Below are 13,659 nucleotides of genomic sequence, written 5' to 3'. Positions count from 1 at the left end.
GTCCTGCGTCAGAACCGCTCCCAGTCGTCAGCGGCCGCGCGCCACACGTCGATGTTGCGCGGGTCGCCACCCATCCGGCGGGCCTTGTGCGTCTCGTGCTCCTCGGGCGTGAACACCCGGTGGCCGTCGCACAGCTCGATCCGGGGACCGAACCGCTCGTCGTACAGGTAGAACGCGATCGACGTCGACGCCGAGTGGTTCACGATGTCCGACGCGATCTCGACGTTCTTGTAGAGCGCCTTCGCCCGGCCACGCATGACGTGGTCGAGGCTCTTCATCCGGAAGCACAGGTGCGCCAGGAAGAAGGTGTTGTCGCGACGCAGCGCGACCGAGTGGTGGTAGCGGTCCTCCGACCGGATGAACGCGGACGTGCCGCGCCCCGGCGTCATGACGTAGTCCGAGGCCTGGAAGCCCAGCACGTTCAGGTAGAAGTGCAGGCTCTCCTCGTACTTGTCGGTGGAGAGGAACGGGTGCACCAGGTCGAGCGGCCGGTACTCGAGCATGGGCGGCTCGGCGTACTCCAGGAACTCGTAACCGAACTCCAGCGTGAGGCCGTTCGGGTCCTTCGTCGCAAAGCCACGGGTGACGATCGACGCGGTGCGCTCGTGCAGCGGAAGGATCTCCGCGCCCTCGGCACGGAGGCGCTTCTCCAGGTCGTCGAGCACCTGCTCGGACTCGACGCTCAGGCCGATCGCGAGCGGCTGGAACTGCGTCAGGCTCGGGTCGCTGACCAGCTCGATCGAGTGGTGCTCGATCCCGGCACGCAGCTGCGCGTACTCGGCGGTGCGCGCCTCGACCTGCAGGCCGACGAGGTAGGTGTAGAACTCGACGGCCTCGTCGAGGGCCGGCGTGGCGAGCCGGGCGAACTGGATGCCGTACGGACCGCGCGGGCGGTTGTTCTCGGGCAAGACACTCTCCGATCGGAACGGCGACGAAGCGGCGAGTGTGACGATGGTCTGGCTGTCGATGACGGGCCGCCACGTCTCCCGCACGAACGTCTCGTGCGTTTCACTGTTCAGGTAGGACTTCAGATCGTCTTCGTCGTCGAACTCGATCGTGAACACGTGCGACATCCGGGTGTCGCGCAGCGAGATGTTCGGTCCGAGCACGAAGCTCCGCATCTGCGGGTACTTGCTCGGGAACGACTCCACCTCGGCGAGGACCGCGGCGACGGTCTCGGCCGGTGTCTCCGGCTTGAATTTGAACGCGACGACGTGCCTGATCATGGGTCTCGTCTCCCGCTCAGAGGATGAAGCTGAGTCGGGCGCCGTGCTCGAGCAGCTCGTGCTCGAGGTACGCGCGACGGTGGAGGAACTTCAGCTCACCCTCCTCGTTCTGCACGACGTCGTGGTGGTAACGCCCCACGTACGTGTGGTGGGTGAGGTCGCGGAACCGGTTGATGATGAAGTTCGCCTTGATCTCGATGCCTTCGGCGCCGCGGATCACGCGGACGTTGTTGACCATCCGGTGGGTGCGCGAGTGCGGGTTCTCCGCGTGCGCCTTACGGCTCTTGAGACGCTTGACGCGGGCGTTGAGCAGGTCCCAGTCGTCGAGGACGAAGAAGCCGCCGCCGGTCCGGTCCCAGCCCTTGTAGTCGGTGGTCGGCACCTCGAACGTGCCACCCTCCTCGAACAGCGAGAGCCAGGCGTCCAGGTGCCACTCGTCGAGGAGCATCGCCTCCTGGTAGAGGAAGTCCTCGGCCTCTGCGCGGGTCACGGTCACCGTCGGCGCGCTCATCAACAACCCGTCCCGTACTCAGTCGCGGTCGCCTCGGAGACCTTGCCCAACGACTTGTCCCAGTGCCGCCAGAAGCTGCGCATCGCGCCTTCGTCGATCGAGCGGCCCTTCTCGCCCTTCGACTCCCGCTCCATACCGCGGGACATGTCGCTCCAGTCGTTGAAGCCGCGGGTGTCACCCTTGCTGGCTTCGATGCCGCGCTGGACCGCCTCGTACGCCTCGATGTCGTCCGGCGTCGCCAGGCCACCGGGGCCGACGAAGCTCGTCATCGTCTTCAACCGCATCGCGCGGACGTCGGGCTCCTCGTCGACCGGCACGTACTGCCAGGCGCGGACGTCGGTGCGGCCCGGTGCGACCGGCTCGAGCTGACGGATCGTCAGCGCCTCGAGGTCGAAGAACAGCAGGTTCGGGAAGACGAACAGGATCCGGCTGGCGTCGCCGATCGTGTCCGCGCGCTCCTGGCCCAGACGCTCGGCCATGGCCTTGCGGTTCTCTTCGGTGCGGACCTTCTCGGCCTCGCCGAAACGAGGCTCCCAGATCATGCCCAGCCGGCCGTTGTGCCCGGTGAGCACGAGCATCGAGTGACCGTCGCCCAGGTCGTGGGCGTACTGGTCATCGTCGGTGACCGGGAAGCCGGTCTCCCGGAGGTAGCCGACGAACGTGTTGTGGGTCGGGGCGAAGTGGTAGCCGTCCATCGCGTTCTCGACGGCGAGCTTCCAGTTGCCCTTGACGCCGTAGCGCTGGATACCGGGGAGCGTGGTCATCCCGGAGGCCGACTGCTCTGCGGCCATCGACAGGACGTCGGCCGCGCCGCCCAGGTGCTCCAGCAGCGGCGGCACGTCCGGATCGAACGACACGAAGACGAAGCCCTCGTGGATGTCCAGCTTCGCGACCGGACGCAGGTCCATCGTGCCCTTGAACCGCTCGACCTCGGCGTAGGCGTCGTCGCCGGGCAGGGCGGAGAGCTTGCCGGAGGAGTTGAACGTCCAGGCGTGGTAGAAGCACTGGAAGTTGCGGGAGTTGCCCTGCTCGTCGCGGCACACGACGGTGCCGCGGTGCGGGCACGAGTTCAAGAACGCCCGCACGACCCCGTCGTTACCGCGGACGAAGATCAGCGGCTTGCCGCCGAGCGTCCGGACCTTGTAGTCGTTCTTCTTCGGGATCTCGGTCTCGTGCCCCAGGTACAGCCAGTTGTGGTTCCAGATCCGGTCGCGCTCGGCCTGGAAGACCTCCGCCGAGCGGTACGCCTCACGGTTGACCCGGAAGGTCAACTGGTTCCAGTCCTGCGCGATCAGGCCACCGTGGCCGGTATCGACCAGACCCTCAGCCATTGTCTGTGTCATCTTCGGTCCTCGTTGTGAGAGATGCCATCTCGCATTACGACATGGTGTATTGCAGAGTGCGTACTGTCAACGGACCCGGCGACTTCGAGCCCGGTTGATAGCATCACGCCTGCTGGATTCAGCCCCCGTGGTCGTCCCCGACCACAAAAAAGGACAATTCATGCTTGAGCCCGTGCCTGAAATCGCCCCGGTCTCCCCCGCCCCCGGCGACGAAGAATTGCCCCGTGCCGAGCGCGGTACGCCCGCCATCCAGGCCGTCGAGCGGGCTGCCACGATCCTCGGCGCCTTTAGCGTCGGCCGACCTCGGCTGAGCCTGAACGAACTGACCGCCCGGCTCGGTACCAGCAAGGCCACCGCGCACCGCTACACGAAGGCGCTGCGGTCGGTGAACCTCCTCCGATACGACGAGCGGGAAGCCCTGTACTCCCTCGGTCCTCAGGTGCTGACGCTCTCGGCCGCCGCGCGCGCCGGGCTGCCGATCATCACGATCGCCGGCCCGTACATGGAAGAGCTGGTCCGCGAGGCCGGCGAAACCGTCGTCCTCTCGGTCTGGGACGGCGACACCGCCGTTGTCGTCCGGGTCGACGACAACACCGACCGCACCGTGCGGATCAGCGTCCGCACCGGCGCCCGGCTCTCGATGTCCCGCTCGGCCCAGGGCCGCGTGTTCTGCGCGTTCCTGGACGAGGACGAGGTGCCCGGCCTGGGTAGCCTGCTGCGCCGCAACCCCGATCTCCGGCAGGAGCTCGAGGCGATCCGGGAAAACGGCATCAGCGTGAACACCCCGGCCGACAACGGTGTCCGCACGATCGCGGCGCCCGTGTTCCAGGACGCCACGATCGTCGCCACGATGGCGATCGTCGGTACGACGGCTGCCGTGGCCGACGAGACGGGCTCGCCGGCCGCGCAGTCGCTGCTGCACATCTCCCGATCGCTCACCCAGGAGCTGGGCGCGAGCGGGCCCATCACCCGAGGCTTCTAGGGCACTCACAGGTCCAGCGTCAGCCGGTCGGATGCGCACCGGCTGACGCAGATCATCATCGAGTTGCTCTCGGCGCGCTCGGACTCGGTCAGGATCGTGTCCCGATGCAGGGCCTTGCCGGCCAGCACCCGCGTCTCGCACGAACCGCAGAAGCCTTCTTCGCAGTCGTACGGCACGCCGGGAACGACGTCGCGCACCGCTTCGAGCAGCGTGCGGTCCGCCGGGACCCGGAACTCCTTGCCCGCCCTGGCCAGCTTCACGATGAACTCCTTCGAGTCCACCGGGATGGGGGCCACCCGGTCGGTACCGCTGCTGGTGAACCGCTCGACGTGCAGGTCCAGGTCGCCGACCGTATTTTCCACGGCCGTCAGCAGCCCTTCCGGGCCGCAGCAGTAGACCTGGGTGCCCGGCTTGGCCGCCGCGAACGCAGCCGCCAGGTCGGGGTGTCCGAGCTCGTCCTGGGGAACCAGCTCGACCCGGTCGCCGTACTGCTCCTGCAGCTTCTCCGCGAACGCCATCGACGACCGGGTGCGGCCGCCGTAGAGCAGCGTCCACTCGGCGCCACTCTGTTCCGCCGCACGGACCATCGCGCTGATCGGCGTGATGCCGATGCCACCGGCGACGAACAGGTAGCGCTCGGCGTCGATCAGGCGGAAGTGGTTTTTCGGACCGCGCACCCGGATCGGAGAGCCGGCCGCGAGGATCTCGTGCACCTCGACCGAGCCGCCGCGACCGTCCTTCTCGCGAAGGACCGCCACCGTGTACGACATGGTGTCCGCAGGGTCGCCGCAGAGCGAGTACTGGCGGACCTTCCCCGACGGGAGGATCAGATCGAGGTGGGCGCCGGGCTCCCAGCTCGGGAGCTCGCCGTCGCCGGTGAGGCGCAGCGACACCACGCCCTCGGCGATCGGTTCCACCGCGGCCAGCGTGAGCAGCTGGACGTCGAGGCCGGTCGCGCTCGTCGTCTTCGCCGTCTTGCGCTGGGGGCCCGGCGTGAACGTCACCGGGATGTGGTCCCAGCCCGACTGGCTCCCCCACGACTCGGTGGGCTTCGGGCCGACCGGGTCGATCTGGTAATCGGGCAGCCGCTCGAGGACCTGGGTGATCATCTCGCGGTACATCGCCCGGGCCAGGTGGGCGCCCGGGCAGCGGTGGCTGCCGATACCGAACGTCAGGTGCCCGCGCGGGTCGCGGTCGAGAACGAACTTCTCCGGCTCCGGGAAGGCTTCCGGGTCGTAGTTCGCGGCGACCCAGGGAATCAGTACCCGGTCACCCTTCATCACCGGACAGCCGCCGATCTCGGTGTCCTGCAGGACGGTCCGCGCCATGGCCTGGGCCGGCGGGTACGCGCGCAGGAACTCCTCGGTGGCGACGTCGAGCAACGCCGGGTCCTCGATCAACCGCTTGCGGTCGTCGGGGTGCCTGCTCAGGTGCACCAGCGTCGAGCTGGTGAGCGCCGTCGTGGTGTCGACGCCGCCCGCGATGAGCAGGAAGATCACCGAGGTCATCTCGTCGTCGCTGAACGGTTCGCCGTTCGGCTTGACCTGCTGCACCAGCCACGACACCGCGTCGTTCTGCGGGTCTTTGCGGCGGTCGGCCATCACCTCGAGGATGCGGTCGCCCATGAACGCCAGGCCCATGCCGCCACGCATCTCCCGCTCGCTGTTGGGCCTCGCGGCGAACAGGTCGTGGATCGGGCCGGCCAGACGCTTCCAGTCCTCGCGGGGGAAGCCCAGCCAGTCGAGCGTCACCGCGGTGGGAACCGGGTTCGTGAGCTGCTGCACCAGGTCGGCGTGGCCGTCCTCGATGAACGCGTCGACCACGTTGGTGACGTGCTGCGCGATCATCGGAACGAGCTTTTCGATCGCCGACCGGCTCAGGAGCGGGTTGATCAGGTCCCGATAGATCGTCGACTCGGGTGGGTCGAGCTCGATCGGGTACTGCGAGCTCGCTTTGCCCTCCGGGATCACGAACCCGAGGCCGCTGTCCTCGCTGCGGCGGGCCGACGAGAACGTCGCGTCGTCCCGAGCGATTCTGGCGATGTCCTCGTACCGCGTGGTCACCCAGTGACCACCATGGGACTCGGTCCAAGCGACCGGGCATTTACCCCGGACCTCGGCGTAAGGACGCACCGGATCATCGATCAACTCCGGGGCGTGATGGTCGAATTCGACCGTCGGTCGTGCTGCTTCCACTGCCATCTCCACGGCATCCGAAGCTAACTTGCGCGGTGTTTGCCCCGGCCGCGCCACCGGAGTTGCTGTAACCGTAAACGGCGTCCGAAAGGCCGTCAATCGCCTCGAGCAATAGTCCGAAATAGACGCCTCCCCGCATCCATGCAGGTCAGAGCCTCGATTTCGGCGTCATGACCTCGCCCTCGGGACGAGATACGAAACAAAACCTTCACCCGTGAGCACAGGGTTTCGGGTGCCCACTTGTGCTTTCAGAACGTCAGGACCGCTTTGACGACGTCGCCGCGCTTGGTAGCGGCGGCGGCCTCGTTGATGTCGGCGAACGCGTAGTGGGCCATCAGCTTCTCGACCGGGAAGCGACCGGCCTGCTGCCACTCGAGCAGCTGGGGCACGAGCACCTGCGGCACGGCGCTCCCGGAGATCACGCCGGTGACCGTGCGGCCGTTGAGCAGCGTCCGCCACTCGATCTCGACGTTCTCGCTCGGGCCGACGCCGACGACGGCGCAGGTGCCCCGGGTGTGCAGCGCGGTCACGGCGGCCTTCACGACGTCGGCGCGGCCGGTCGTGTCGACCGAACCGTCCAAGCCGTCCGGCACGATCGCGCGGATCCGCTCGACGATGTCGCCCTCGCGCGAGTCGAGCACGTGCGTGGCGCCGACCTCCTGCGCGGTCTGCAGGCGGCTCGGGCTCACGTCCACCGCGATGATCGTCTGCGCGCCCGCGGCGGCCGCGGTCATCACCGACGAAAGGCCGACCGCGCCGGCGCCGAACACGGCAACCGCGCTCTCCGGACCCGGCTTGACCGTGTGCAGGATCGCACCGGCGCCGGTCATGAACCCGCAGCCGAACGGGGCAACGGTGCGCAGGTCGGCGGTGTCCGGCAGCGTGACGATGCTGCGCACGTTCACGACCGCGTGGGTGGCGAACGCCGACTGGCCGAGGAAGTGGCCGTAGACCGGCTGGCCGTCGATGCTCAGGGCCGAGCTTCCGTCCGCGCGGGCGCCGGCGAAATTCAGGGCGTCGAACTGGGCACAGTACGACGGCGACGCGGTGCGACACTGCTTGCAGACACCGCAGGACGTGAACGCCAGCGCCACCTGGTCGCCGACCTCCACGCCGCTGACCCCGGCGCCGACGGCCTCGACCACACCGGCGCCTTCGTGTCCGAGCACGGCGTTGGTGGGTAGGAACGTAGAGAAGTGCAGGTCGGTGGCGCAGATGCCGACCGCGCTCAGGCGCACCAGCACCTCGTCCGCACGGGGCTCCTCGAGCTGGGCAGGCCGCAACTCGAAGGTCTTCTCCTCGGTTACGGCGGCGACGGTAATGTCCACGAGAACTCTCCGTTATCTCACTATGGCGAGACGGCATCTTGACTTCTGAGATGGTAGCCGTCAAGACTTCCAATATGAGCGAGCTCGCCGTCCCAGAGAACCGCCTCCTGATCGCCGGGAGCTGGCAATCTCCCGCCTCCGGAGAGGCCCTGCCGGTGCTCGACCCGGCCACCCAGCAAGCGTTCCACCAGGCCGGCCGGGCGACCGCCGCTGACGTGGACGCCGCCGTCTCCGCGGCCCGCACCGCCTACGACGGTTGGTCGCGGATGAACCCCAGCGATCGGGGTGCCATCCTCGCCCGCTGGTCGCAGCTCATCTTCCAGCACGTCGAGGAACTCGCGCGCTACGAGGCCCAGGATGTCGGCAAGCCGCTGTCCGACGCCCGCACCAACATCTTCATCGCCGGAAGCATTCTCGGCTACTTCGCCGGGGCCGCCGACAAGCTGCACGGCGCGACGCTACCGTCCCGCTCGGCCGACAACACGGGCTTCACTCTCCGTGAGCCGCTCGGCGTCTGCGCGATGGTGATCGCGTGGAACGTCCCGGCAATTCTCTTCATGGCCGATGCCGCTCCGGCGCTCGCCGCGGGAAACACCGTCGTGCTCAAGCCGTCGGAGTACGCGCCGATGAGCCCGCTCGCGATCGCCGCGCTGGCCGCGGAAGCAGGGCTCCCGCCAGGCGTTCTGAACGTCGTCACCGGTCTGGGCCCGGAAGCCGGCCAGCCGCTGACCTCGCACCCCGGCATCAACCACATCAGCTTCGTCGGTTCGTCGGCCACCGGCCGGGCGATCATGCGGTCGGCCGCCGAGAACCTGGTTCCGGTGAAGCTGGAGCTCGGCGGTAAGTCACCGAACGTAGTGTTTGCGGACGCCGATCTGGACGCGGCGGTGCCCGCGATCCTCGAGTCGATCGTCGAGAACGCCGGCCAGAACTGCTACGCGGGCTCGCGGCTGTTGATCGAGGAGCCGATCTACGACGAGGTCGTCCAGCGGCTGGCCGCCGCGATGGAGGCCGTGAAGGCCGGTCCGTGGCACGAGGACCTCGACATGGGTCCGCTGGTCAACGGCATCCAGCACGAGCGGGTCTCCGGCTTCCTGTCCGGGGGCGTCGCGGGCGGCGCCCGGGTCGTCACCGGTGGTCCCGGCGGCACCGACGGCTGGTTCGTGAAGCCGACGCTGTTCGACAAGGTCACGCCGGACATGCCGATCGTCCGCGAGGAGATCTTCGGCCCGGTGCTCGCCGCCGAGTCGTTCCGCGGTGCGCGTGACGCGATCGACCGCGTGAACGCCACCCCGTACGGCCTGCTCGTCAGCGTCTGGACGAACGACCTGTCCCGCGCGCTGCGCGTCACCCAGGAGGTGCGCTCGGGCCAGGTGTCGGTCAACGAGTTCGCGAACTCGGCGATCATCGGCTTCCCGTTCAACCTGGCCAAGGAGAGCGGGTTCAGCCAGGGCGGCGGCTACGAGGCGATGAAGGAGTACACGTCCGAGAAGGGCGTGACGATCAAGATGCGTCCGCTCGACTGACGCCTCTCCGAAGCGGCCGGGCCTTGACCCCGGCCACCGGCGCCGGGTCGCAATGATGCGACCCGGCGCCTCTTGCTGTCCGGACCCGCGGCCCGGTCCGATCGATCAGCCGGCTCACGGTTCCGTAAATACGGATCCTCGGCGATTCATACTCCGCATTCGCGGTGCTAGCGTTACGCGGTGCCCACGTATCGGATCAGTGAGGCCGCTGCGCTGCTCGGCGTCAGCGACGACACGGTTCGGCGGTGGGCCGACTCCGGGAAGCTCCCCACCGTTCGCGAGCCGGGGTCCCGGATCGCGATCGACGGTGCCGACCTGGCCGTGTTCGCCACCGACATCGCCGCCGACCGCCCGGCCGGGATCGACTCGCCGATCGTCGCCGAGTCGGCACGCAACCGGTTCACCGGCATCGTCACCCGGGTGGTCCGGGACGGGGTGATGGCCCAGGTCGAGATCCAGGCCGGTCCGCACCGGGTGGTCTCCCTGATGAGCCGCGAGTCCGCCGACGAGCTCGGCCTCGAGCCCGGTGTCCTCGCCGTGGCCGCCGTGAAGTCCACGAACGTCGTCGTCGAAGTCCCCCGCCACCCCGACTAGCCGCCCACCGTTCCGGGCGGTCGACGACCGCCCGGCTCCCACCGCGCCGCGCGGCCGCCCCGCGCGACACCACCCCACCCTGCCGGCACCGGCCGGCGGCACCTCTCGGAGGTCATCGTGCGCCGACCTGCTCTGCTCGCCGCAGCCGTAACGACGGCCGCATCGTTGTTGCTCGCCGGTTGCGGCGACGACAGCAGCGACACCGCCAGCAGCTCGAGCTCCGCGTCGGCGAGCGCCGACAGCGACCTCAAGGGCACCGTCACGGTGTTCGCCGCCGCCTCGCTGACCGAGTCGTTCACGACGCTCGGCAAGCAGTTCGAGGAGGCGCACCCGGGCGTCACCGTGAAGTTCAACTTCGCGGCGAGCTCGGCGCTGGCCGAGAGCATCGGCCAGGGTGCACCGGCCGACGTCTTCGCGTCGGCGAGCACGAAGAACATGGACGCGGTGGTCGCTGATGGCGATGCCGGGGACTCCAAGAATTTCGCGCAGAACACGATGGAGATCGCGGTGCCGCCGGACAACCCCGGCAAGGTGGCCGCGCTGGCCGACCTGTCCAAGCCGAACCTGAAGATCGCGCTCTGCCAGGAGCAGGTGCCCTGCGGCGCCACCGCCAAGAAGGTGCTCGACAAGGCGAAGATCACGGTGAAGCCGAAGACGCTCGGCGCGGACGTGAAGTCGGTACTCACGACGGTTTCGCTGGGTGAGGTCGACGCCGGCATCGTCTACAAGACCGACGTGCAGGCCGCGGGGGCGAAGGTCAAGGGGATCGAGATCCCGGCGGACCAGAACGCCTCCACCGCCTACCCGATCGCGACGCTGAAGGACGCGCCGAACGCGGACGGCGCGAAGGCCTTCGTCGACTACGTGCTCGGGGCCGACGGCACCAAGGTTCTCGAGGCCGCGGGCTTCACCGCTCCGTGAGTCGACGCGGAGGAGTGCCGGCACCGCTCGCGGTGCCGGCACTCGTCGCGGTGGTGTTCCTCGCGCTGCCGCTGGCCGGGTTGCTGGTGCGGGCGCCGTGGGCGACGCTGCCGCAGCTGCTGAGTGATCCGCTGGTGCGGGAGGCGCTCCGGCTGTCGGTAGTCAGCGCGCTGCTCGCGACCGCGTTGTCGCTGGTGTTCGGCGTGCCCCTGGCCTGGGTGCTGGCGCGGGCCGAGTTCCCCGGCAAGGCGCTGCTGCGGGCGCTGGTGACCGTGCCGCTCGTGCTGCCGCCCGTCGTCGGCGGTGTGGCGCTCCTGCTCGCGTTCGGCCGCCGCGGCATCGTCGGACGCTACCTCGACCAGTGGTTCGACTACACGATCCCGTTCACGACGACGGCCGTCGTCCTCGCCGAGACGTTCGTCGCGATGCCGTTCCTGATCCTCACCGTCGAGGGTGCGCTGCGTGCCGCCGACCGCCGGTTCGAGGAGGCGTCGGCGAGCCTCGGCGCGAGCCGCCTGACCACGTTCCGACGCATCACGCTGCCGCTGATCGCACCGTCGGTGCTCGCCGGTGCGGTGCTCTGCTGGGCACGCGCGCTCGGCGAGTTCGGCGCGACGATCACGTTCGCCGGCAACTATCCGGGCACCACGCAGACGATGCCGCTCGCTGTGTACCTGGCCCTGGAGAGCGATCCCGACGCGGCGATCGCGCTCTCGCTCGTGCTGCTCCTCGTCTCGATCCTGATCCTGGTCGCGCTCCGCGACCGCGTCGTCCGCTCCCAGGGCGCCGCGGCGTGAGCGCGGACAGCCGCGACCGAGGGGCCGCCGCATGACGCTGACCGCGGACGTCCGCGTCGACCGGGGGACGTTCTCGCTGGACGTGTCGTTGACCGCCACGCCGGGGCAGGTACTCGGGGTGATCGGGCCGAACGGCGCGGGGAAGACCACGCTGCTGCGCGCGCTGGCCGGGCTGACACCGCTGACCGGCGGGCGGATCGAGTTGGACGGGCAGCGGCTGGACTCCCGGCCCGTGGAGGAGCGCAAGGTCGGCGTCGTCTTCCAGGACTACCTGCTGTTCCCGCACCTCTCGGCGCTGGAGAACGTGGCGTACGGGCTGCGGGTGCGTGGCGTCCGGAGGGCGTCCGCCCGGGCCACCGCGCGGGAGTGGCTCGACCGGTTCGGGTTGGCCGACCACGCCGGAAAGCGGCCGGGTGGACTCTCCGGCGGGCAGGCCCAGCGCGTCGCGTTGGCGCGGGCGCTCGCGATCGACCCGGATCTGTTGCTGCTCGACGAGCCGCTGTCCGCGCTCGACGCGGGCACCCGGCTGCGGCTCCGTACCGACCTGCGCACGCACCTGACCTCGTACGGCGGGCCGTCGCTGGTGATCACGCACGACCCGATCGAGGCGATGATCCTGGCCGACCGGCTCGTCGTGCTCGAGGGTGGCCGAATCGTGCAGGAGGGCTCGGCCGCCGACGTGACCCGGCGGCCCGCGACGGATTACGTCGCGCGTCTCGTCGGGCTGAATCTGTACCGCGGAGAAGCCGCTGACGGACGGGTGACTCTCGCCGAGGGTGGCGTGTTCACCGTCGCGGAATCGGGGCTGCAGGGGCCCGTACACGTGGCCGTGCGGCCGTCGGAGATCGCGCTGTACCGGTCGGAGCCGACCGCTGGTAGTCCGCGGAACACCTGGCACGGGCGGATCGTCGGCGTGGAGGCGTGGGGTGACCGGATCCGCGTCGCGGTCGAGGGCGCACCGAACGCCCTCGTCGACCTCACCCCCGACGCCGTAGCCGACCTCGACCTCGCCGCCGGCCACAGCGTCTGGCTGACCGCCAAGGCCTCCGCGATCACCGCCTACCCCGCCTGACGCGGGGTAGGCGGTGGGGAGCTGCTACAGACCCCAGTCCATGCGGGGGACGACGGCGGTCTTGACGGAGAACTGGCCGAGGTCCTCGACGCCCGAGGTGTCCTCGCGGTCCTCCTCGCGCGCCTTCACGACGTGCTTGCCGAACTTGTCGACGAGCGGCCGGTCGCTGTCCCGCTTCAGCCACAGACGCAGCAGGTGGCGCTTGCGGCCGTACTGCGGGTAGTCGATGAACGCGGTGCGCGAGTGCAGAGCGGCGTAGTTCGAGACCCACTGGATGTCACCGGGCTGGAAGTCCATGTCCAGCGCCATGCCCGGCTCGTAGGTGATCTCGTCGAACAGCTTGATGACCTCGATCTGCTGCTCCGTGAGGCGCGGCGTCTCGGGGTAGTCCTGCGCGGTGAAGATGTACGTCGAGCCGGCGTACATGCTGAACACGCCGTCCTTGATGCTGACGATCGGAGAGGTGTAGGTCTTCTCCGGGGCGTCGTGGTCCTGCTTGTACCAGTCGAAGTAGAACGGCTCGTGCAGCAGCGGAGCCAGGTCGGGCCGACGCGACAGGATCTCGTTGTAGATCTGCGCACCCGAGACCAGGCTGGACGCGCCACCCTCCTTGGCCGGACGGAGGCAGAACAGCGCCACCGCGTCCGAGCTGTCGGAGTGGAACACCAGCTTGTCGGCGACGCGCGAGGACAGCGCGGACGGGTCGTCCATCGTCTTCGTCGAGGTGGCGATGACGTGGTCGATCAGGTCGGCCAGCTCGTTCTGCTTCATCGGCACACCGAGGTGCAGGCCGGTGAGGTAGAAGATCGCGCCGGACAGGGCGTCCGAGTAGAGCTCGGTCTTCAGACCCCGGATGAGAACGAAGCCGCGGCCGCGGTCCATGTCGTGGGCCCACGTCTTGATGGCCTCTTCGAGCGCCGGCAGCGGGTAATCCGCCTTGGTCACCGTGCGAAGGTCCGGGTCGTCCTCGACGAACTTGCGTCCGACGGTCTCGAGCTCCGCGATCTCGACGTCGCTGAGCTGGTAGATCCAGGTCTTGTCGTCCTGGAGCTGGTCGCCCCGCCAGGCCGCCGGCCCGGTGACCGGGGACAGGTCCGTGGTGACGGTCATCGTGGTGTCTCCCTAGGGAAAGGAACTGCGGCCCAGCCGGACTTCGCCGGCGAC

Annotated in this window: 12 protein-coding genes; 6 read left to right on the top strand and 6 right to left on the bottom strand. The window is 68.9% G+C overall.

The window, feature by feature from the left end; genetic code table 11:
• Nucleotides 1-8: 8 nt before the first annotated feature.
• The 3 genes from ACGFY5_RS03180 to ACGFY5_RS03170 are packed head-to-tail and all read right to left on the bottom strand — an operon-like array spanning nucleotide 9 to nucleotide 3,080.
• Nucleotides 9-1,226, bottom strand: a complete 1,218-nt coding sequence (locus ACGFY5_RS03180) for a Dabb family protein (RefSeq protein ID WP_392716754.1) — start codon at nucleotides 1,224-1,226, stop codon at nucleotides 9-11.
• Nucleotides 1,227-1,242: 16 nt separating this feature from the next.
• Nucleotides 1,243-1,737 carry an aromatic-ring-hydroxylating dioxygenase subunit beta gene (locus ACGFY5_RS03175; RefSeq protein WP_392716752.1) on the bottom strand — a complete coding sequence of 165 codons (495 nt, stop codon included), beginning with the start codon at nucleotides 1,735-1,737 and terminating at the stop codon, nucleotides 1,243-1,245.
• On the bottom strand, nucleotides 1,737-3,080 hold the full coding sequence (locus ACGFY5_RS03170; protein ID WP_392716750.1) for an aromatic ring-hydroxylating dioxygenase subunit alpha: 1,344 nt from the start codon (nucleotides 3,078-3,080) through the stop codon (nucleotides 1,737-1,739). The genes ACGFY5_RS03175 and ACGFY5_RS03170 overlap by 1 nt, the downstream gene beginning before the upstream one ends.
• A gap of 172 nt (nucleotides 3,081-3,252) precedes the next feature.
• Between ACGFY5_RS03170 and ACGFY5_RS03165 the strand changes: the two genes are divergently transcribed.
• Nucleotides 3,253-4,062: an IclR family transcriptional regulator gene (locus tag ACGFY5_RS03165; RefSeq protein WP_392716748.1), complete on the top strand. Its 810-nt coding sequence runs from the start codon at nucleotides 3,253-3,255 to the stop codon at nucleotides 4,060-4,062.
• A 5-nt stretch (nucleotides 4,063-4,067) separates the two neighbouring features.
• On the opposite strand, the gene ACGFY5_RS03160 is transcribed toward ACGFY5_RS03165, so the two are convergent.
• A complete protein-coding gene (locus ACGFY5_RS03160; RefSeq protein ID WP_392716745.1) occupies nucleotides 4,068-6,125 on the bottom strand; it encodes a cytochrome P450 in 2,058 nt (685 codons plus the stop codon).
• 380 nt (nucleotides 6,126-6,505) lie between these two features.
• Nucleotides 6,506-7,585, bottom strand: a complete 1,080-nt coding sequence (locus ACGFY5_RS03155) for an NAD(P)-dependent alcohol dehydrogenase (RefSeq protein ID WP_392716743.1) — start codon at nucleotides 7,583-7,585, stop codon at nucleotides 6,506-6,508.
• A 74-nt stretch (nucleotides 7,586-7,659) separates the two neighbouring features.
• Between ACGFY5_RS03155 and ACGFY5_RS03150 the strand changes: the two genes are divergently transcribed.
• The 5 genes from ACGFY5_RS03150 (at nucleotide 7,660) to ACGFY5_RS03130 (ending at nucleotide 12,495) form a co-directional block, all read left to right on the top strand.
• Nucleotides 7,660-9,111 (top strand): aldehyde dehydrogenase family protein, encoded by a 1,452-nt coding sequence (locus tag ACGFY5_RS03150; RefSeq protein ID WP_392716741.1) that lies wholly within the window; start codon nucleotides 7,660-7,662, stop codon nucleotides 9,109-9,111.
• A 180-nt stretch (nucleotides 9,112-9,291) separates the two neighbouring features.
• Nucleotides 9,292-9,705 carry a molybdopterin-binding protein gene (locus ACGFY5_RS03145; protein WP_392716739.1) on the top strand — a complete coding sequence of 138 codons (414 nt, stop codon included), beginning with the start codon at nucleotides 9,292-9,294 and terminating at the stop codon, nucleotides 9,703-9,705.
• A gap of 117 nt (nucleotides 9,706-9,822) precedes the next feature.
• Entirely contained in the window at nucleotides 9,823-10,626 is an 804-nt protein-coding gene (gene modA / locus ACGFY5_RS03140; RefSeq protein ID WP_392716737.1) for a molybdate ABC transporter substrate-binding protein, read from the top strand.
• Nucleotides 10,623-11,423, top strand: coding sequence for an ABC transporter permease (locus ACGFY5_RS03135; protein WP_392716735.1), 801 nt, complete (start codon nucleotides 10,623-10,625; stop codon nucleotides 11,421-11,423). Before modA ends, ACGFY5_RS03135 begins: the two co-directional genes overlap by 4 nt.
• A gap of 31 nt (nucleotides 11,424-11,454) precedes the next feature.
• On the top strand, nucleotides 11,455-12,495 hold the full coding sequence (locus tag ACGFY5_RS03130) for an ABC transporter ATP-binding protein (protein ID WP_392716733.1): 1,041 nt from the start codon (nucleotides 11,455-11,457) through the stop codon (nucleotides 12,493-12,495).
• Nucleotides 12,496-12,519: 24 nt separating this feature from the next.
• On the opposite strand, the gene ACGFY5_RS03125 is transcribed toward ACGFY5_RS03130, so the two are convergent.
• Complete coding sequence (locus ACGFY5_RS03125) at nucleotides 12,520-13,605, bottom strand: TauD/TfdA family dioxygenase (RefSeq protein ID WP_392716731.1); 1,086 nt, start codon at nucleotides 13,603-13,605, stop codon at nucleotides 12,520-12,522.
• Nucleotides 13,606-13,659 lie beyond the last annotated feature (54 nt).

It is taken from the genome of Cryptosporangium sp. NPDC048952 (assembly GCF_043197895.1).
GTDB lineage: Bacteria > Actinomycetota > Actinomycetes > Mycobacteriales > Cryptosporangiaceae > Cryptosporangium.
The sequence above is the reverse complement of the archived record's forward strand: the minus strand, read 5'-3'. Positions and strand labels throughout refer to the sequence as shown.